This window comes from Anaerocolumna sp. MB42-C2 (assembly GCF_030913705.1).
Taxonomy (GTDB): Bacteria; Bacillota; Clostridia; order Lachnospirales; family Lachnospiraceae; genus Anaerocolumna.
The window spans coordinates 1896188-1915892 of record NZ_CP133190.1; the positions used below are offsets into that span (position 1 = coordinate 1896188).

Annotated in this window: 17 protein-coding genes; 4 read left to right on the forward strand and 13 right to left on the reverse strand. The window is 35.7% G+C overall.

What is annotated here, in order from left to right; genetic code table 11:
* Positions 1-69: 69 nt before the first annotated feature.
* The 5 genes from RBU59_RS08525 to RBU59_RS08545 all read right to left on the reverse strand — a co-directional run bounded on the left by RBU59_RS08525 (position 70) and on the right by RBU59_RS08545 (position 7790).
* A complete protein-coding gene (locus RBU59_RS08525) occupies positions 70-1590 on the reverse strand; it encodes an ABC transporter substrate-binding protein (protein WP_308147455.1) in 1521 nt (506 codons plus the stop codon).
* 211 nt (positions 1591-1801) lie between these two features.
* Positions 1802-3403, reverse strand: coding sequence for a response regulator transcription factor (locus RBU59_RS08530; RefSeq protein ID WP_308147456.1), 1602 nt, complete (start codon positions 3401-3403; stop codon positions 1802-1804).
* Entirely contained in the window at positions 3381-5111 is a 1731-nt protein-coding gene (locus RBU59_RS08535) for a sensor histidine kinase (RefSeq protein WP_308147457.1), read from the reverse strand. Before RBU59_RS08535 ends, RBU59_RS08530 begins: the two co-directional genes overlap by 23 nt.
* A 19-nt stretch (positions 5112-5130) precedes the next feature.
* Positions 5131-6345 carry an enolase C-terminal domain-like protein gene (locus tag RBU59_RS08540; protein WP_308147458.1) on the reverse strand — a complete coding sequence of 405 codons (1215 nt, stop codon included), beginning with the start codon at positions 6343-6345 and terminating at the stop codon, positions 5131-5133.
* A 992-nt stretch (positions 6346-7337) separates the two neighbouring features.
* Positions 7338-7790: a hypothetical protein gene (locus RBU59_RS08545; protein ID WP_308147459.1), complete on the reverse strand. Its 453-nt coding sequence runs from the start codon at positions 7788-7790 to the stop codon at positions 7338-7340.
* Between the two features lie 594 nt (positions 7791-8384).
* Here RBU59_RS08545 and upp point away from each other — a divergent pair.
* Entirely contained in the window at positions 8385-9014 is a 630-nt protein-coding gene (gene upp / locus RBU59_RS08550) for a uracil phosphoribosyltransferase (RefSeq protein ID WP_161838051.1), read from the forward strand.
* Between the two features lie 134 nt (positions 9015-9148).
* Here upp and RBU59_RS08555 read toward each other — a convergent pair whose 3' ends face one another.
* The gene (locus RBU59_RS08555; RefSeq protein ID WP_308147460.1) at positions 9149-10204 is read right to left on the reverse strand and encodes an aldose epimerase family protein; all 1056 of its coding nucleotides are present in this window, start codon (positions 10202-10204) and stop codon (positions 9149-9151) included.
* A 317-nt stretch (positions 10205-10521) separates the two neighbouring features.
* On the reverse strand, positions 10522-11889 hold the full coding sequence (locus RBU59_RS08560; protein WP_308143379.1) for an ISNCY family transposase: 1368 nt from the start codon (positions 11887-11889) through the stop codon (positions 10522-10524).
* 403 nt (positions 11890-12292) lie between these two features.
* Between RBU59_RS08560 and RBU59_RS08565 the strand changes: the two genes are divergently transcribed.
* Positions 12293-12697: a DUF4430 domain-containing protein gene (locus RBU59_RS08565; protein ID WP_308147461.1), complete on the forward strand. Its 405-nt coding sequence runs from the start codon at positions 12293-12295 to the stop codon at positions 12695-12697.
* A 76-nt stretch (positions 12698-12773) separates the two neighbouring features.
* On the forward strand, positions 12774-13304 hold the full coding sequence (locus RBU59_RS08570; protein WP_308147462.1) for a hypothetical protein: 531 nt from the start codon (positions 12774-12776) through the stop codon (positions 13302-13304).
* Positions 13305-13439: 135 nt separating this feature from the next.
* Here RBU59_RS08570 and RBU59_RS08575 read toward each other — a convergent pair whose 3' ends face one another.
* Complete coding sequence (locus RBU59_RS08575; protein WP_033165096.1) at positions 13440-13640, reverse strand: cold-shock protein; 201 nt, start codon at positions 13638-13640, stop codon at positions 13440-13442.
* A gap of 441 nt (positions 13641-14081) precedes the next feature.
* Here RBU59_RS08575 and RBU59_RS08580 point away from each other — a divergent pair, with 441 nt between their 5' ends.
* A complete protein-coding gene (locus RBU59_RS08580) occupies positions 14082-14504 on the forward strand; it encodes a helix-turn-helix domain-containing protein (RefSeq protein ID WP_308147463.1) in 423 nt (140 codons plus the stop codon).
* 149 nt (positions 14505-14653) lie between these two features.
* Here the strand turns inward: RBU59_RS08580 and RBU59_RS08585 are convergent, their stop codons facing one another.
* The 5 genes from RBU59_RS08585 to iorA all read right to left on the reverse strand — a co-directional run bounded on the left by RBU59_RS08585 (position 14654) and on the right by iorA (position 19648).
* Positions 14654-15082 (reverse strand): ACT domain-containing protein, encoded by a 429-nt coding sequence (locus RBU59_RS08585; RefSeq protein WP_308147464.1) that lies wholly within the window; start codon positions 15080-15082, stop codon positions 14654-14656.
* Between the two features lie 132 nt (positions 15083-15214).
* Complete coding sequence (locus tag RBU59_RS08590) at positions 15215-16513, reverse strand: phenylacetate--CoA ligase family protein (protein ID WP_308147465.1); 1299 nt, start codon at positions 16511-16513, stop codon at positions 15215-15217.
* 374 nt (positions 16514-16887) lie between these two features.
* On the reverse strand, positions 16888-17310 hold the full coding sequence (locus RBU59_RS08595) for an ACT domain-containing protein (RefSeq protein WP_308147466.1): 423 nt from the start codon (positions 17308-17310) through the stop codon (positions 16888-16890).
* Positions 17311-17322: 12 nt separating this feature from the next.
* A complete protein-coding gene (locus RBU59_RS08600) occupies positions 17323-17904 on the reverse strand; it encodes an indolepyruvate oxidoreductase subunit beta (protein WP_308147467.1) in 582 nt (193 codons plus the stop codon).
* A gap of 4 nt (positions 17905-17908) precedes the next feature.
* Positions 17909-19648, reverse strand: coding sequence for an indolepyruvate ferredoxin oxidoreductase subunit alpha (gene iorA / locus RBU59_RS08605; protein ID WP_308147468.1), 1740 nt, complete (start codon positions 19646-19648; stop codon positions 17909-17911).
* Positions 19649-19705: the final 57 nt, after the last annotated feature.

The following is a 19705-nucleotide window of genomic DNA, read 5'->3' on the forward strand; positions in this document are numbered from 1 at the left end:
AATTTATATCATGGTAATCCTCTATACATATCACAAGCCTTGTCTGTGATACTGTTCAAACAGAAATTACTACTTTCCTGCTAACCAGGCATCTAACTGTGCCTGTTTTTCAGTAATAATTGTATCAATTCCGGCTGATTTCAATTCCTCATTCATCTTAGGAATCGCTTCTTCAGGATTTAAACATCCCGTAATCAATCCCTTTTCATATTTATCGATTACATTGTTACATGCAGTTACTTCATTTAAAACCTTTTCATTATTAAATACAAAACCTTTGGCAGGTGAAGCATGCGCTGATGCATTGAATTCGCTGAGTTTTTTCCAAACATCCGGTTCATCACCGTTCCAAACATAAGTAATCTGCTCATTTGGCCATGCCCATCCTACAACAGAATAATTTGTTGTGGAGGAATCAACTCCATCTGCATAATCGATAATTTTTTTATCGTTATCTATAATTTTATAGTTATCCCCTTCAATACCATTGATAAACAGATTGGCAATTTCAGGATTTGTATACATTAAATTAAGCATTTCCATAGCTTTTTCCGGTTTTTCACTGTTTCCGGCAATACACCAGCAAGCGTTTACCATGGAGGTTGTGGAATGTGCATCAAATAACTGAACTGTTGCGATATCCACACCGCATTTTCTGGTTTCCTCAGCTTCAAAACCTGCTTTTAATGGTGTAAAAGTACCAAATCCAACCTCTGATCCAATATAGGTTGCATAACTTTCATCCGTATTGGCTCCATCCGGCATCATAAGACCTTCCTGTGCCCATTTATAAATATAGGAGCAATATTCCTTAAAGGAATCGGTATCAAACAGATTAACTACCTCTGTACTGTCGTTCAGGCAATTTTCCAATACACCCAGACTGTCACCAAGAACATCACAGGACCAGGTCGGGAAGTTCATACTTCCTCCGTTTGGAACAACAGGATACATATCAGGATACGCTTCTTTCACCTTTTTTAAATCAGCTTCCAGTTCTGCATAAGTAATCGGCTTACTATAGTCGATGCCAACTTCATCGGCAATCTTTTTGTTCATTTCAAATCCTCTTGCCTGTGCTTTATCTTTGTTCATTGGAACACCGTAGATTCCTCCATTTACCGTAACACAAGCCCAGTCATCTTCTGAAATGTTTTCTTTAGTCTCCGGAGCATATTTAGTCAGCAGGTCGTCCATTGCAACTACTTCGTTGCTGGCAACCATACTGGATAAAGATACTTCCCACGGAAATGCATAGAACAGATCCAATTTTTCACCTGACGTTAAAGCCAGGTTTAACTGATCCTTAGTTACCCCTCTGACTAGTTCCACATTACAATTGATTAAATCTCTGGTGATTTCACTTACTTTTTCAGAAACAGCTTTGCATTCATCCGTAGTTGCATCATACGGAGCATACACTGTGACCGTATAAGGTTCTTCACTGTCCGCGCTATCGGTTTTTGCAGTATTCCCCTCTGATGTACTGCTGCCTTTGGATGTGTTTTTGTCGGCTCCCCCGCATCCTCCTAATAAGCTGCACGTCATTACTGCTATTAATAAAGCAGCCAAAAGTTTTTTCATTTTCATAACCTTCCTCCTTGATTTGATGATACCATTATAATAAACTCTAACAGCAGCAACTACCTCGTCTGTGTCTTATTATTATTAAAAATGTAAGTTCTTTTGCAATACTGTATTACTTTTTAAAAAAATGTAACATTCCGATGCCGGAAATGTTACATTATCTCGTATTATACTATTTGAACTGTAAACCATTTTTGCTTATTTGTATTTGCCCTTATTTGTGCTTTCCGTTTATTTCTCTGTCTTCCGCCGGAGGAAGTCCATTTACTTTCTTATATACCTGTGCAAAATAAGAAAAATTGTTATAACCAACTTTCATTGTAATAACACTGATAGACAGATTTGTATTTCTGACCAGTTCCCTGGCCAACTCCATCTTTTCTTCCATAATATATTCTTTTAAGGATTTCCCCGTTTCATTCTTAAATAATCTGGAGACATAATTGGGATTAAGATGCACCGCCTCTGCAATATCGGTTCGGCGTATATCTGATTCAATATTACTTCTGATATATTGTAATATATAATCTATCTGTGTTTTCTGTTTTTCCTCCGATGCACTTTTTTCATTAAAGAATGCGGTAATATATTTTATCAGCCATTTCATCTCCTCCACGGAGGAATAAGCTTTCAGCGAACGTTCCCGTTCCGTTTCGCCCTCAAAGATCTCTGAAGACGAAATTCCGTATTTTTCTGCTGAAAGATACATAACTCCCAGAAAGTCCTGGTAAAACCGAATCAAACTATCCGCATTCATCTGTTTTTCTCCTGAAAGTTCATCTAACAGCAGCATTGCATCATCACAGATCTTTTCGTATAAATTATTCTCGATCAAGGTTCCGAGCTTCTCAAAAAAAATCTTTGTTTCTTCTCCTGCTGACTGTGTCTGCCGTTCCAGGTCACCATCTATAATTCCTTTATCCTGTATAACATTATTGGACTTAATTTGTTCCAGTTTATCTACCGCCGACTTCAGTTCCCTGATTCCGTTACATGAGACTAAATAACAGGTCATTTCACAACCACTGTATTCCTTATATATTTCAATAAAATGTTTTAGTTGGGTACCAACAATTTCTTTTTCAATGTTGCACGGTTCTTTCTTATATACATAAATCACAAAATTTCTTCGCGATTTAGTAAATATCAAGATACCATATCCATAACCGGATAACAGCTCATCCAAAATGTTTTCTATGGTATATTTAATCAGGTCATTTTCCCAATCTTTAACAATTGGGCTCTCTTTCTGCATATGCAGATGTATTACAAAGGTCCTCTCTGTTTCATTTAAAGGTATTCCAAGATTATTAAGATCCTTTATTGCCTGCTCCTGGGGAAGGCCTGTTTCACCAAAAAATCTTTGCAGAACCGCATCCAAAAATATATTTTTTCTTTTCTGTATCAGATCTCCGCAGGATGCCATTTCTTCTTTCTTTCTAGTAATCCGTATTTTATCCATAGCTTTCACCAGAGTTCTTTCAATTTCTTCGTACCTTGCAGGTTGTAAAATATAATCAAAACTTCCCAAGCGAAGCGCTTCCTTGGCATATATGAAATCAGCATGAGAAGTCAGAAATATGCATTCCATGGGATAATCCTTCTCCTTAACCCAGGTAAAAAGACTTAGTCCATCCTCCACGGGCATTTCGATATCACATAACAGAATGTCAATGTTCTGACTGCTGATAATTTTTCTTGCCTCTGTGGCATTATAGGCTTTCAGTACTTTCGTAATTCCTATTTTCCTCCAGTCTATTCCAAATATCAAACCGCTCACTACACTGATATGATCATCTACCACTAATACTGTCATCTTTTTTCACCTCATCTAAGTCCATTGGAATATAGATTTCAACACATGCTCCGTTTGAGTTACCAAAAAGGATGGTACCTTTTCCATGATACAAAAGTTCTATACGTTTTTTGATATTTATAATGCCAATATGCTCTTTGGAATCTACATCATATGGTTCATCCGATATATTTAAACCATCACTGGAAAAACCAGGTCCGTTGTCCAGAATCGTAATACATACATAAGATTCCGATTCACTGATTAGTTTGGACACTCTGATGGATATCATAAGTCTTTTATCCGATACCCCTCCATGTTTCACCGAATTTTCAATAAATGTTATAATCGACAGCGTTGGAATCTGAAACTGCCAAAGGTCTGAATCCACATCAATATTGCATTCCGGCGGTTCTGACCGGCACATCTGCTGCAATGCAATATAATTATTAACCCCTTTCATCTCTTCTTCTATGCTGATAAGAGATGGATTGATCTTAAAGAGGCTTCTTAAATACTGTGACAGCAAAAGTATCATTTCCTGTATGGAATCGTACTGTTTCTGATTCGCCATAGCATATATGTTCTTCAGACAATTCAAAAAGAAATGAGGGCGGATTTGTATCTGCAGATATTGCATCTGTACATTTTTATACTGAAGTTCCTGTTCGTATGCATTGATTTTTAATGCCTTGATCTTGTCAACCATTGCATTAAAAGTATCCTTGACCTGCAAGAATTCTGCAATTTTATAATCTTCATCCATATGTGCATCTGTCTGTCCGGCTCCTATGGATTCCATCGTTGTTATCATGGACTCCATAGGATTAAACAGTGTTTTTTTCATGTAATAAAACCCCACCGGTATAAAACAAGCAATACTTATAGTTATAATCATAAGTAATATCTGTACTACATCCAGATATCGAAAGGCACCGTTATACGGGCTGATATAATATTGTCTGATACCAGCATAGGGAAATTCCTTCTGTACTATCATATAATGATTCACATCACCACCGGATATATAATAATTAGCGTAAGACTGTTTTAGAACAATATCATTTTCGGTAATAAAATCTTTCATTATCAAAGGTATGTTATCTTCATCCGTGTACACAAGATATCCGCTTTCTACCTCATCTGCTTCTTTCTGTGGCGTAGTAATCAATGAAAAATCTATCACCATAATAATATAAACATTATTATTTTTTAAGATTCTCACAAGATAATCCCTTGCTGTCAGAGAAAGCAGCTGCCAGCCGGCTCTATAACATTCCTCATCCTGCATCAACAGTGCAATATATTGATTCAATTCACATTTTTCATCGTAAGTATATTTACCGGTATCCGAATACACCATTCTCGTTAGATTATTTTGCGGGGAGCTAATACCTAATGCACCTAAACCTTCCAGCTCCGAACGTACCATTGCCTTAAAATCCGAAGCTATATCATTACAGCAGAAATAAGCTTCCATATAACTCGTAGCGTAATTCAGCTGCAGCATGCTGGAATTATTAGCCATGGAATTCGCCATGGAATAACTGATATAGTCCATATCCTGAACTACCGGTTTTTCATATATTGATATAATATCGCTGTTATTTAAGGAAACCTGTTTGTTCAGTACTTTCAAAGTATATAAATTATACGCAGCCAGAACAAGCAGCAGCGGTACAATCAGTATAATCATCCATAATAATATCTGTGACTTTAATTTTTTCATTTTTCCTCATTCCCCACAATCAGGGTCTTACTGCCGTCCCATCGGGCAAACGGCTGAACAGCCAGCTAAAGTCCATCTCCACCGGTGGATATTTAAGTGCAGCTTTTTCATCAAAGTCTACACCGATACCTGCTTTATCACTTAAATAGGCATAACCGTTTCTTACCACTGGACAACCCGGAAACACTTCTTTTTCTTCTTCAGTGAAGCCTGAGTATTCCTGTATTCCGAAATTATGAATTGACGTATCCAGATGCATCTGAGCAGCCATTCCAATCGGCGACAGATCATTAGGACCATGAAAAGCTGTTTTTACCTGATACATTTCGCAGAAATCAGCAAGTTTTCTAGCCGGTGTAATTCCCCCGATATCGCTTAAGTGTACCCTGATATAATCAATCCAATAATTCTGAATAACATTTTTCCATTCACCTGGACTGGTAAATAGTTCTCCCATTGCAAGAGGGATTGTTGTATGCTCCCTTAACATTTTAAAAGCGTCGACCTGCTCCGGAGGTAATGCATCTTCCAGAAAATAGAGATGAAATTGTTCCAGATCTTTTGCCAGATTTATGGTGTCTGCAAGGGACAGCCTCTCATGCACATCATGAAGCAGTTCAAGGTCTTCACCAAAATCACTCCTTATTCTTTCAAATAAATGCACTACACTCTTCCTGTATTTACCCGGATGAAAATAAGCTCCGTCCGGTGCTCCCTCTGGTTTGGCAATCATTTGGTTTACATTTCCGGCATTACCTCCGTATAATCCCATATGACATCTGATATAACGGTATCCTTCCTCCAGATACTTACTGATACATTCCTCTACTTCTTCAATACTGTTTCCATCTGCATGACGATACAACGCAATACCGCTTCTTGTTTTACCGCCGAATAAACTGTATAAAGGCATATTTGCCAGCTTCCCTTTTATATCCCATAACGCTTCATCCACACCTGATATAGCATTATTTAATACCGGACCGTTTCTCCAATAAGAACTGCCCATCATAGTATGCCAGATATCCTCTGTATTATGAACAGATTTTCCTTTCAGCATTGGTGCCAGATACTCTTCTATGGCTGTAACTACCGCTTTATACCTCCAGGTAAATGTAGCACAACCGAAACCAGTAATATCCGGTTCGGAAGTCTCTACTTTTACTATAACCAGATTAATGTTTCTTGGTGCCGTTACAAATACTTTGACATTTTTAATAATAATTTCTTCCATCTTTACACCCATAACATACCGCAGACAGGTCTGCGGTACTGCCACAGAATAAAATGCGAAACAAAAGTTTCGCAGGTTGAAAGAATTGTATGTGGCATTCCTTCCTTTTTTTATTGTTTCTTTCAACCATACAGATATGATGCCGCTCTGGCGGCATCTTAAATTATATTTTTTCTAATTTTTATTTGCTATCAGCTATGTAAGTACTTGTGATAAAAAATGAAACTTCTTAAATTATTATTTAGTATAAAACAAAAAATGTAACATTTCTATATTAAATTTGTTACATTAATAGTTCAGGTTCATAAGTTTTTTCTAAAATTTGCTTATATCCTCTCCATCTTTGACCATATATTTCCATATTGTTTATACACTTCCACCCTGCATTAGGCTAATCATTTTAACCAATGCCTGTCCAAGTCCGTTGCTTCCAGATTTTACTTTATTTATTGTATAAAAAGGATAGATATTTTAATAAGAAAGAGTCTGGCTCGCCAGACTCTAGCGCTGACGCGCTGTCACTTTAGTCCTAAAGGATATTATCCTTTTGCGTGTTCATGTGCATCCTGCCGGTCGGGCTTTTTATTACATAGGGAAGTTCGGAGAATTTTCCTATGTAATAAAAAATATTCACGAATTGTTCATGAATCAGCCACGAAATAAACATATATGACTGTTATAATGAAAACATAGAAAATCAGTTACACCTAAAATTACTTATAAGAAAACTTTTTCATAAAATAAAGCCTGGTAGTTTCCCTCCCCCCTACCGGGCTTCTCCTCTGTCTATTAAAGAATCATCTGGCTAATCTGATTCTAATGCTGAAGCGCTATCATTTTATTGAAATCTGCCTCTGGTATCTCAGGTACATCCATTCGGTCGTGCTTTTTATTTATGAGGGAATATCAGTGAACTTCTTAGTAAATAAAAAATCTGGAATTTATATTTAATTATAAACTCCAGATTTTTAAATCTTCAAAACATCTTATATCTAAGAATGCTCACGTTCGCTAATGAGAAGAATTCTATCCAAAACCGTTTTATATACCAGCACTATCTGGGCATCGATAAAGCAATATTTATTTACAATAAACTGATAGGTTTTACCGATAAAACAAAAACTCATTAAAAGAATACTGAAAAATGTTATAAGCGGTTGAATATCCTTTGTTAATAAATAAAAAATAGCTCCCACAAAAAATAAAAATGAAAAAAGGTACGTTTTGCAAATACGCATAGCTAAAAACATGGTATCATTTAAACGCTCCTGCATCTTTTTAATTGCTACTCTATCTTTATTTTTCAGATGTTCATAAATATCATTGTATATTTCTTTACTGTCAAAAGCCTTGTTCTGTATGCTTTTCTGGCAGACAAAGAAATACTTATTGTAATTATTTTCGCCAAGTTCTCTACTTATTAATTTTTTAAAAATGCTTGCCATACTGATACCATCCTCTCATCTATTTTATAACTCACACAAATTTATTTTTATGCTTTAGATATTAGATGTTTCTCTTAGTATTTGTATCTTAACGAAAAGTAGCCTTTGTAATTCCTGAGAATTCTGCCTTTTATAAGAAAAATTTTAAATTTAAATATTCACAAAATGTTCATAAATCATCCATACAATAATCATATATGTCTATTATAATAAAATCATGGTAATTGAGTTACACATAATAATGCTTATAAGATAATTTTTTTCATAAAACAAAGCCTGGTAGTTACCCTCCCCCCCTCTACCGGGCTTCTCCTCTGTCTTGCGGTATTTTTTCTGTAAAATTCTGCAGTAAGATTTTATAATAACTGCCTCTATATATCAAAATAATAATAATAATTTTAATATATTAAATATTATTACAAATTCCAGTTCCCCATATGTTATGATTACATTGAAATTTTAAAAATTACAATAAATTAAAATTTACACTTTTCTTAGACATTAAACTTTGCTATAATGATTTTTAAAGTAAATAATTATGTTCATTTTTGGGAACAAAAGTATATTAAGTCAAAAATTTTTGGAGGCAATGTTATGTCTAAAGTTATTATTATGGATCACCCATTAATTCAGCACAAAATCGGCATTATGAGGCGCAAAACTACTTCAACCAAAGAGTTCCGTGATTTGGTTTCCGAGGTTGCCATGTTGATTTGCTATGAAGCAACAAGAGAACTTCCTCTTGCTGATATCGAGATAGAGACGCCTCTCGTTAAAACCATAGCACATGAGATAGCAGGTAAGAAACTCTGTATTGTACCGATTTTAAGGGCAGGCCTCCATATGGCCGATGGTATATTGAACCTGATTCCTAATGCTAAGGTTGGTCATATTGGTTTATATCGTAATGAAGAAACCCTTGAACCTGTAGAATATTTCTGTAAGCTTCCTGTTGATGCCGATGAAAGAGAAATTTTCGTTGTAGATCCTATGCTGGCAACCGGTGGTTCGGCAAGTGCCGCGATCACATTATTAAAAAATAAAGGAATCAGTAAAATACATTTCTTATGCTTAATCGCTGCACCGGAAGGTGTAAAACGTTTAACTGAACTTCATCCTGATGTTGATGTTTATATCGGAGCTTTGGATGAAAGATTAAACGAGCATGGATATATCCTTCCCGGACTTGGTGATGCTGGTGACAGAATCTACGGTACTAAATAATTATATACCATTAATATTAAAAAAGTGCTTATCTCCCAGTAAAATGGACGATAAGCACTTTTATTATTTTCTTAGCGGCAAGGATAACTTTACCGGTTTGCTTCATTTATTACATTAATTAAAAACCAGTTTATTTATTTGGTTGTAAATTTGAATACTGTCACATAATCATATTCATTACCGGCTTTTAACACACTGGATGGAAATTCTGGTTTATTGCAGGAATCAGGAAAATATTGGGTTTCAAAGCAAACACCGGCACGTTTTTCATATACGAAACCATCCTTACCTGTTTCTGCATTCAAGAAATTAGCCGTGTAGAATTGGATTCCCGGCATATTCGTAAAAATCTCCATCTTCCTTTTACTTTTCTCATCTACTAATTCACCAATTTTTTCCACTTCACTGCCGCTGATATTTAGAATAAAATTATGATCATATCCCCCTGCTTGCTTTAAAGGGCCATAGTTTGCATCGATATCTTGTCCGATAGGTTTTAACTTTCTAAAATCCATAGGAGTTCCTGTAACGTCACGTAATTCACCGGTAGGGATAAGTGCATCATCCGTAGGAGTAAATTTGTCCGCATCCAGCATAACCAGCTGTTCCAATACAGAACCTGATTTATGTCCCGCCAAATTAAAATAGGAATGGTTGGTCAAATTCACGATAGTGTCCTTATCTGAAACTGCAAGATATTCAATTACTAATTCATTATCATCAGTTAATGTATATGTTACACTGATATCAAGATTTCCCGGAAAACCTTGTTCCATATGCGGACTCAGTCTTGAAAATTCTATAGAATCTGAATCTTCCTCTTCAAAAGCTTCAACCTCATAAAGAAATTTATTATATCCTTTGGAACCACCATGTAAATTATTGGGACCATCATTTTTCTCCAGTTCATACTTTTTACCATTTAATTCAAAAGCAGCTCCGCCGATGCGGTTAGCATGACGCCCGATAAAAGAGCCAAATCCTGGTGTATTAATTTCATAGCCGGTTACATCATCATATCCTAAAACTACATCATCAAAATTACCGTTTTTGTCCGGAACATTGATATTTACGATAATAGCCCCAAAATCGGTAAAGCTGACAGTCATGCCGTTTTTATTTTTCAAAATAAAAAGAGTAGCTTCTACTCCCTCCTTGGTTTTTCCAAACGATTGTTTCTGTATACTCATAGTAATTCTCCTTCTGCGAACAAACATTTATTTAATTACTAGAATAATCCACTTTGTAAAAAAGTGCAAGATAATTTTGAATAAAAATTAAGATAAACGACAGCATATTAAATCTTTTTTATTAGTAAAATAGAATAATTATAAATAATAAGTATTTTTTTATCAGGATGTCAACCGTTTTTGAAAATGTCCTCAAAAAGTTTAAACATAAGCACCAGATTTCTGGTGCTTAGTTTTAAATAGTACTTTAGGAGAAAATCCATAGCTCAGTCGGTATTTGGATAACCTTAATAAACCTACAGACTTCGAAATATCAGTTAAGCTACATCTTTTCTATGTAATTGACTTTTAGCGTACTTTTCAAATGATGCCTGCTTCCAAGGATGGTTCATAGGAGGTATGTATTTCTTTTTTGGTAATTCCGGAATGGTCGCTAAATCAAATGCTTTTGAAGAAAGCTTGTGTTCCGGAAGTAACTCAAGTGCATAAACCTGCTCACCAATACAACTAAAAAGTTCACCATTGAATGATCTAATTACCATTGCTGTGGTGCCCTTACGATGGTGTACAGCGATTCCTTGACTGTTTACAGGAAGATAGTATTCATTTTGATATTTCAGGCAACTTCCGTTATCTATCTTTCTAGAAGATAATACCGCCAACGTCAGATTGATTTTATCACTATCTGGTTGCATTTCGAACACAGATTTGATACTATCAATAGGTAAAGCGAACTGCTTATTAAATTTCTTTATATAGGTGTGGAGAAATTGATTGGCTTGCTGAATGCTGGTTACATTCGCAAGTCGGAGTTCAACAGGAAGGCGGGATTGAAGAGTGCCAAACATTCTTTCAACCCGCCCTTTTGCTTGTGCAACGCTGGAAGTACGAATGTCGATTCCTAATTGTTTGCAGGCATAACCAAACTGAGTAAAGGTATCTTTCTCTAAAGAGGTTTCATGCTTCTTTTTATACTCAAATACAGTTCGGTTGTCAGTAAAAAATTGATATGGAATGCCATAATTACTAAGAACCTGATAGAGAACATGATAATAGCCATTTAATGTTTCTTGTTCATCAAAGTAGGCGCCAACAATCTGCCCTGTGGCATCATCAACGGCGATGTGGAGTTGTGTTTTGAATTGCCCAAACCAAAGGTGTAGGGACGCATCCATTTGAAGCATTTCACCGAAATACGCGCATCTAGGATGCCTAGGATGCGAATCCTCCAGATCCATGATGGAACTTTGAATAATAGCTGCTTTCTTTTTAGACTTAGTCTTTGATTGAATAGCCTTTAGTGCTTTTTTTACCGCTTTCTTGGAAGAACGGTTTGCTTTAGGAGAAAGGATGTATTCCTTTCTAAGAATAGAAGTAATGGCACTGACAGATACACTGATATGTTCTTTTTCTTTGAGAAGTTCAGAGTAATGGGTCAGATTGCAGTCACTGTACTTGGTACGATATAAGTCCAAGATTAACTGTTTTGTATCTGTAGGAAGAGTAATGGCCGGCTGTCGCCCTCGGTTACCATGAATAAAGAAAGACTTACCTTGTTCTTGATAGCCCTTTATTAAGCGATTGATGTGTCGATCTGAACAACCTATTTTAAGAGCAGCTGTTTTCTTATTACCATTTGTGTCTACGAGTTTTTTAATGACCTCGTACTTTTGGTTTTCGTCCATTGTTAGTAATACCTTTCTGATTGTGTCCACCTCATTTCTAAGTCATGAGGTTCTATTATAATATATGAACGACTAATTGGGACATAATCATTTGTGGTACACTAAGACATTATCATAAATGAATCATATAAATAATAAGTATTTTTTTATCAGGATTGACAAGTAAAATAGGTAATGTTATACTTCAACTATCAAAATAAGCATCTATTAAATTAAGTACTTATATAAAATTTAATAACGATTTGATGAAGATATATTTATAATGTATTTTAAGTGATTACTTATCCGATATATCTGTATAAAGGACAGATAAGCGGCATAATAGGGAAATAGTTCCTGCCCTCCTGGTTTAGGAGCTTTTTTATTGTATCTTATATATCTAATAAGATGAAAGGAATTAAATATGGAATATAAAAATAATGCAAGAAACATAATATTAGGTCTACTTGGTCTGGTTATCCTTGCTGCTGTTATGTTTTTAATGTATAATCATTTTAAATTAAAATCAGTTGAGGGTACGAAACATATCGTTGCTGAAGTTATATTTGATGATGGTAAAAGTAAATCTTATGATATTACAACAGATGAGAAATATCTTAGAGGTGCTTTGGTAAAAAACGGGCTTATTTCAGGTACAGATGACGAATATGGCCTTTATGTAACTACTGTGGATGGTAAAACTGCCGACAAATCCAAACAGGAATGGTGGTGTTTTACTTTAAATGGCGGAACCATAAATACCAGTGTGGATGCAACTCCAATAAAAGACGGAGATCATTATGAAATTACTTTTACCGTAGGTTGGTAGTTTAAGATAAAAGACAATATTACACTATTTATTTAAGCAGTATCGTAAGCTGGTTGGGATCTAAGTGGGTATAAAAATGAAAATAAAAGATATTGCTATTATAGGTATGTTCAGTGCTATATTGGTTGCCGTACAGTACAGCCTGGCTTTTCTTCCAAATATTGAACTGATTTCCTTATTAATAATCATATTTACGTTGATATTGCATAAGAAAACTCTTTATATCATTACGGTATTTATAATCCTGGAGGGATTTCTTTTTGGTATTGGATTGTGGTGGATAAATTATCTTTATATCTGGTTTGTCCTATACCTGTTAGTTACATTATTTCCAAAAGAAAGTACTTCACTGCAGTGGGCAATAATCTCTGGCGGATATGGCCTCTCATTCGGTGCATTATGCTCTATTCCGTATTTTTTTATGGGGTTAGCCGGTGGTACGATACGAAGTGGCTTACAATCTGCTTTTGCTTATTGGATAGCCGGAATTCCTTTTGATATAGCTCATGGTATTGCTAACTTTGTAGTTGTTTTGTTACTGTTTAAACCGATTTATAAGATTATAGATCAACTGGCAAGGAGAGGCAGTAATATAGTAACGCATTAAAAAAGGTTATCCCGAGGGATAACCTTTAATCAATTTCGTTCATGACAATATAGCTTATTTCTGTATAAAAATGTTAAAAATAATAATTCTTAAAATTTATATATATAGAAAAAGGTACACTGAAAACTTTGTTGATTATAATTTAGTTACGTTAGTAGCTTGAGGTCCTTTAGCTCCTTGAACAACATCAAAAGCAACTTCTTGTCCTTCTTCTAAAGACTTGAAACCGTCCATGTTAAGACCTGAATAATGTACGAATACATCGTTGCCTTGTTCATCAGAGATAAATCCGAAACCTTTTTGATTGTTAAACCATTTTACTGTACCTTTGTTCATGTTAATTCCTCCAAATAAATTAAAATTACTGTTACATATTAGTGACAGCTATAATCGTATTGCATCTACTGCAACATATTAATCATATCACTTATTTCTTGTTCTGTCAAATATTATTTTGTAGATTTTCATGCGAAATTATACCTTTTTCAATTATTTTTTGTTTGAATTTTTTTGTTTTATTATATATTATTGAAATAGATTAGTATAACATAATATTTCTTAGATAAACAGAATACAATTGTACTAACGCTACATTTTGTTGCTTTATCAGATATTTTTAAGTCAACTTGGTATAATAGATAAATTGTATAATTAAAAAGTTTACTACCGATGAAAGATGATGCCATATAAGAACTGTAATATGTTATAATTGAATACTTAATACAAGTATCAGCTTTCAATTAAAGAAAAGCATATAAATTTGCAAGGGGGTTTGGCATGTCTGAATTATTATTGAAAGACAAATTGCGCGAATTGCGTACCAGAATGCATTTAACCCAAAGTAAAGTCGGCCAATACCTGAATATGACTCGACAGGGTTATGCCCATTATGAAGCAGGCTTGCGAAATCCTGATTATCATACACTTTTAAAACTTTCCAAGTTATATCAAGTAGATATAGGAGATTTAATCAATAACCACACTACGCCCATAACGCATGAAACTCTTCATGAAAATGTGGATTATACCATAAAGTCTGGTAACTCGAAGCCAAATAACACACTTTCGCGTGTAATTCAATTAACCAGTGATGAAAAAAAACTATTTAATCTTTATAGTAAATTAAATTCAACTGAAAAAAAAGAGCTATTAGCTATGTTGGAGTCTAAAATAAATGAAACCAAAAAGAATAATAAATGATATTAATTATTTCATATTAGAAAATATAAAATAAAAAGCTGTTGCTAATTCAAGTTATCTGAAAGTATAAATAATGCTTGTAACCTATTTATAACATATTATTTATAGATAAACCCGAATAAGCAGCAGCTTTTTAATATTGGTTTAGTTTAATCTATATGATAAGCTTCCTCTGCCGTTAACATATCAAAGTTACTCTTATGTAATACTTCCAATGCTGCCTTGCTATTGGATACTTTTAGTATCATGGAACCTATTTCACTGGAGGATAGTGCGTACATATACTCCACGCTGATACCGGCTTCTGCCAGTACCTTAAATAATTGGTGAAGCATCCCAACTTTGTGGGATAGTTTAACTGCTATAACATCCGTCAGGTTTGCTGAGAAACCAGCTTCTTTTAATACGGTTCTTGCTTTTTCCGGCTCAGATACAATCATCCGAAACATTCCATACTCGGATGAATCGGCTAAACTGGCAGAGATAATATTAATGTTATTTTCATTAATAGTTTCCGTTACTTTCTCCAGTCTCCCTTCTCTGTTTTCAATAAATACTGATAGCTGTTTAATTAACATGAAATCACCTCTTTATATTTAATATTATTAGACGTTGAGTATCAAATATTTAATTTAGCATTAACAAACTATACAAATTTTAGGCAATTTTACGCCTTGTCTATTACACGTTTGGCTAAGCCTAACGAATTATTAAACCAATTTTCGCTTGTCTATTACACGTTTGGCTTTACCCTCACTTCTTTCAATGGTTTTTGGCTCTACCAGTTTAACTTTAACTGCCAGACCAAGTGCAGCTTGAAGTACATGCGCAATTTTTTTTGTCAGATCTTCCAAAACTTTAATTTCATCTGAGAAAAATCTCTCTTCTACCTCTACCCATACTTCCAAAACATCTAAATTATTTATCCTGTCTACGATAAGCAGATAATGAGGGCTGGTCTCTCCGATTTCTAAAAGTGCTGCTTCCACCTGGGATGGAAATACATTTACTCCCCGTATTATTAACATATCGTCAGAACGTCCTTTAAATCTGGATATTCTGGCTAAAGTTCGCCCGCATTCACATTTATCATAAGTTATACTGGTTAAATCCTTGGTGCGGTAACGAAATAGTGGTAGTGCTTCTTTGGTAACTGTGGTAAATACCAGCTCTCCTGTTACACCCTCCGCAACAGGTTCTAATGTTTCCGGATTAATAATTTCCGGAATAAAATGATCTTCATAGACATGAAGTCCATTATGGTATTCACAGTCAGCTGCAACACCCGGTCCCATTATCTCACTTAGACCATAGATATCATAAGCCTTGATATTCAGTTTCGTTTCAATTTCTTTTCTCATATTCTCTGTCCAGGGTTCTGCACCGAGTATAGCTGCTTTCAGTTTTATTTTATCAAGCTTCTCAGCTTCCTGTAAAGTTTCTGCTATATGTAGTAAATAAGACGGGGTACAGGCAATAACTGTACAGCCAAAATCCTCCATCATGGTAATCTGTTTTTTAGTATTACCGGAAGACATAGGTATTACGGTAGCTCCCAGATTCTCCGCTCCATAATGTAATCCCAGTCCTCCTGTAAATAAACCATATCCGTAGGATACCTGTATCTTATCACTTTTTCCTACACCTGCCATTGCTAAAACTCTGGCCACGCATTCCTGCCAGATCTCAATATCTCTTCTGGAGTACCCTACGACGGTAGCTTTACCCGTTGTACCGGAAGATGCATGTACTCTTACAATTTCGGACTGCGGAATTGCAAATAAACCAAATGGATAGTTATCTCTTAAGTCACTTTTTGTAGTAAATGGAAGTTTATTTATATCTTCAATCCCTCTGATATCACCTGGTTCCAACCCCATCTGCTGCATTTTTTTTCGATAAAATTCAACGTTATGGTAAACTCTGTCTACCATTTTAATAAGTCTGGCACCTTGAAGGTTTCTCATCTCTTCGCGGCTCATACATTCTTTTGTTTCATTCCATATCATAATTACACCCTGTGCATAACACATCTGTGTACAAATGTGTTACTGCCATATAATAAAATGTGAAAAAAGTTTCACAGATTGAAAGAATCTATTTATGGCATTCCCTTTCTTTTCTTGTATTTTCTTTCAATCTTACACCTATGTTCTCCCAGCTTAAAACTTTAAGATTAGTATATTTGGCATAAATCCAGAAGAATAGCCTCTTTTGCTATTCTTCCAATGGCTCGCATTTTCTTAGCGAGACTATTCATACTAGCGTAACATGGTCGCTTAAGCGACCGCAAATGTTATTTGAATCAAGGAAAATATAAAAATTTCGCCCCTCCGGCGGAATTCTTATATTTTGATAGAAAACTGCATAGCAGTTTTCTATTTCATACTATATCCTCCTGATCTATTACCTTAACCCCGTTTACCCTTAAGGTTAAATCAGCTTTTTCCATATTATCCAAATGAATTACCATAAGCGGAGCTTTACCGTCCCTGATTACAAAGGAATATATATAATTAATCGCTAAGCCGGAATTTGAAATAATATTCAGCACTCGATCAAGATCTCCCGGTTTATCTTCTAATTCTACTGCTAAAACTTCTGTGATTTTTACTACAAACCCTTTACTTGTTAAAATCTCCTTAGTATATTCCGGTTTATCCACAATCATCCGCATAATCCCAAACTCAGGAGAATCAAAGGAGGATATGGCTCTTAAATTAATCCCCTTCTCCTTTAATACTGTTGTTATCTTCGCCAGACTGCCAATTTCATTTTCAACAAAAACCGAGAGTTGTTTTATCATGGTGTCCTCCTTTTATGAAAGGGTTTGAAGATTATATCCCACTTCAAAAGCCTGTTTGTTAATATCTATCGTTTTCGGCGGTACCGTATTCTCAATTACTTTCTGCCATTCTTCTTTCGTAAAGTTCATATGCTGCGCTGCTACACCCAGAATGATTATGTTAAATGTCTTTGTATTACCCAATTTTTGTGCTTCATGAAGGGCATCTACATGTACTACCTTAAATTTTTTTGAAAGTTTCTCAATAATATTATCCGGATATTCTGCTGCTCCGATTACCACAGGCATAGGATCGATTCTTTGATCATTTACTATTAAAACTCCGTCTTCTTTCAGAAAATGAGCATATCTTAACGCTTCCAGCCTTTCGAAAGCAATTAACACATCAGCCTGACCGACTTCCACAATAGGTTCTGCTACTTTTTCACCGAAACGCACAAAAGTAACAACACTTCCGCCCCTTTGAGCCATACCGTGTACTTCGGATAATTTCACGTCATAACCTGCCTGCATAGTTATTCCGCCTAATATACGGCTTGTAAGCAGAGTTCCCTGACCACCGACACCAACAATCATAATATTCTTAGTTTTCATGTCATTACACCTCTACTTTCTCTATTGCATTAAACTTGCATAAACCATAACATAAGCCACAACCGGTACACATGGTTTCATTTATTCCGGCAGTACCGTCTTCTTTTTTCGTAATAGCCGGGCAACCGGGTTTTAAGCACATCCCGCACTTTTTACATACTTCGGTTTTAATTTTATACTGGCTGGTAATTTTTTTCTTATTTAATAGCACACAGGGTGCCTTTGTTATAATAACGGAAATCTCGTCCCTGGTAGTTTCTTCTTTAATAACCTTTGTCAGATAATCCGTATCAAATGCGGGAACTACTATTACATGATTAATTCCAATGGCTTTGCAAAGTCCCTGAATATCAATTGAATAGGTGGACTCTCCCATCAGCGTTTTACCGGTAGCGGCATGATCCTGGTGTCCGGTCATACCTGTAGTTGAATTATCAAGGATTAACACAGTTCCGGTACTTTGGTTGTATACCATATTCATTAATGAGTTAATACCTGTATGAAGGAAAGTGGAATCCCCGATAACAGCCACCCAGTTTTTGATATAATCCTTACCTTTGGCTTTTTCCATGCCGTGTAAGGTACTGATACTTGCTCCCATACATACCGTGGTATCTACCACGCTTAGCGGAGCCACTGCACCAAGGGTATAACAGCCGATATCTCCTGCCGCATGTATTTTTAATTTATTTAATACAGAGAAAACACTTCTGTGCGGACATCCCGGACATAGAATCGGAGGCCGCTGTGGTACTTCTTCTGGCATATTTAACTTTATTTTTTCTCCAAGTATGGCTGTCCGTAACAGATTGGCACTATATTCACCCTGAACTGTAAGTATTTCCTTACCGATTGCTTTTATTCCCCAGGATTTAACCTGTTCTTCAATTATTGGATCTAATTCTTCAACTATGTATAGTTTATCAACTTTTGACGCAAATTCTTCAATCAGCTTTTTGGGAAGTGGATTCACCAAACCTAATTTTAAAACGGAAGCTTCCGGTAATGCTTCCTTAACATATTGATATGGAATTCCGGAAGTAATGATACCAATACCGGTATCCAGATGTTCCACTTTATTAACCGGAAATTCGCATCCGTCTTCTGCTAACGCTATTTCTCTTTGTTCTACTACCAGATGCCTGTTTTTTGCATTTCCCGGCATCATAACATTTTTTGCAGTGTTCCTTTCATATGGTTTATCCTCCGGTTCAAGCCTGTTTCCTAATTCCACCATACCCTGGGAATGAGATAACCTTGTGGTACTGCGTACAATTACCGGTGTGTCATATTTTTCACTCAAATCAAAAGCAAATTTCATAAATTCTTTTGCTTCCGCACTGTCGGAAGGCTCTAAGACCGGTACTTTAGCGGCTCTTGCTACTGCTCTGGTATCCTGTTCATTCTGTGAACTATATAAACCAGGGTCATCCGCCACTACTGCTACCAATCCACCTGTTACTCCAATATAGGAAACGGTAAATAAAGGATCTGCCGCTACGTTTAACCCAACATGTTTCATGGAAGCCATGGCACGAACACCACTCATAGACGCTCCTATGGCTACCTCCATTGCCACCTTTTCATTGGGTGACCACTCTGAATAAATCTCCTTATATTTTATAATATTTTCACTTATCTCCGTACTTGGTGTTCCTGGATAAGCCGCAGAAACCTTAACTCCTGCTTCATAGGCACCTCTGGCAAATGCTTCATTTCCCAGCATAATTACTTTGTCTTTCACTATAATGTCTCCTTTCAATCAATGAGGCTTAAACTAATTTTTCAAAACAAACCTCAA

Excerpts from the sequence above, each read along its gene's own strand:
- RBU59_RS08525 (WP_308147455.1), bottom strand. The coding sequence starts at position 1,590 with ATGAAAATGAAAAAACTTTTGGCTGCTTTATTAATAGCAGTAATGACG.
- RBU59_RS08530 (WP_308147456.1), bottom strand. The coding sequence starts at position 3,403 with ATGACAGTATTAGTGGTAGATGATCATATCAGTGTAGTGAGCGGTTTG.
- RBU59_RS08535 (WP_308147457.1), bottom strand. The coding sequence starts at position 5,111 with ATGAAAAAATTAAAGTCACAGATATTATTATGGATGATTATACTGATT.
- RBU59_RS08540 (WP_308147458.1), bottom strand. The coding sequence starts at position 6,345 with ATGGAAGAAATTATTATTAAAAATGTCAAAGTATTTGTAACGGCACCA.
- RBU59_RS08545 (WP_308147459.1), bottom strand. The coding sequence starts at position 7,790 with ATGGCAAGCATTTTTAAAAAATTAATAAGTAGAGAACTTGGCGAAAAT.
- upp (WP_161838051.1), top strand. The coding sequence starts at position 8,385 with ATGTCTAAAGTTATTATTATGGATCACCCATTAATTCAGCACAAAATC.
- RBU59_RS08555 (WP_308147460.1), bottom strand. The coding sequence starts at position 10,204 with ATGAGTATACAGAAACAATCGTTTGGAAAAACCAAGGAGGGAGTAGAA.
- RBU59_RS08560 (WP_308143379.1), bottom strand. The coding sequence starts at position 11,889 with ATGGACGAAAACCAAAAGTACGAGGTCATTAAAAAACTCGTAGACACA.
- RBU59_RS08565 (WP_308147461.1), top strand. The coding sequence starts at position 12,293 with ATGGAATATAAAAATAATGCAAGAAACATAATATTAGGTCTACTTGGT.
- RBU59_RS08570 (WP_308147462.1), top strand. The coding sequence starts at position 12,774 with ATGAAAATAAAAGATATTGCTATTATAGGTATGTTCAGTGCTATATTG.
- RBU59_RS08575 (WP_033165096.1), bottom strand. The coding sequence starts at position 13,640 with ATGAACAAAGGTACAGTAAAATGGTTTAACAATCAAAAAGGTTTCGGA.
- RBU59_RS08580 (WP_308147463.1), top strand. The coding sequence starts at position 14,082 with ATGTCTGAATTATTATTGAAAGACAAATTGCGCGAATTGCGTACCAGA.
- RBU59_RS08585 (WP_308147464.1), bottom strand. The coding sequence starts at position 15,082 with ATGTTAATTAAACAGCTATCAGTATTTATTGAAAACAGAGAAGGGAGA.
- RBU59_RS08590 (WP_308147465.1), bottom strand. The coding sequence starts at position 16,513 with ATGATATGGAATGAAACAAAAGAATGTATGAGCCGCGAAGAGATGAGA.
- RBU59_RS08595 (WP_308147466.1), bottom strand. The coding sequence starts at position 17,310 with ATGATAAAACAACTCTCGGTTTTTGTTGAAAATGAAATTGGCAGTCTG.
- RBU59_RS08600 (WP_308147467.1), bottom strand. The coding sequence starts at position 17,904 with ATGAAAACTAAGAATATTATGATTGTTGGTGTCGGTGGTCAGGGAACT.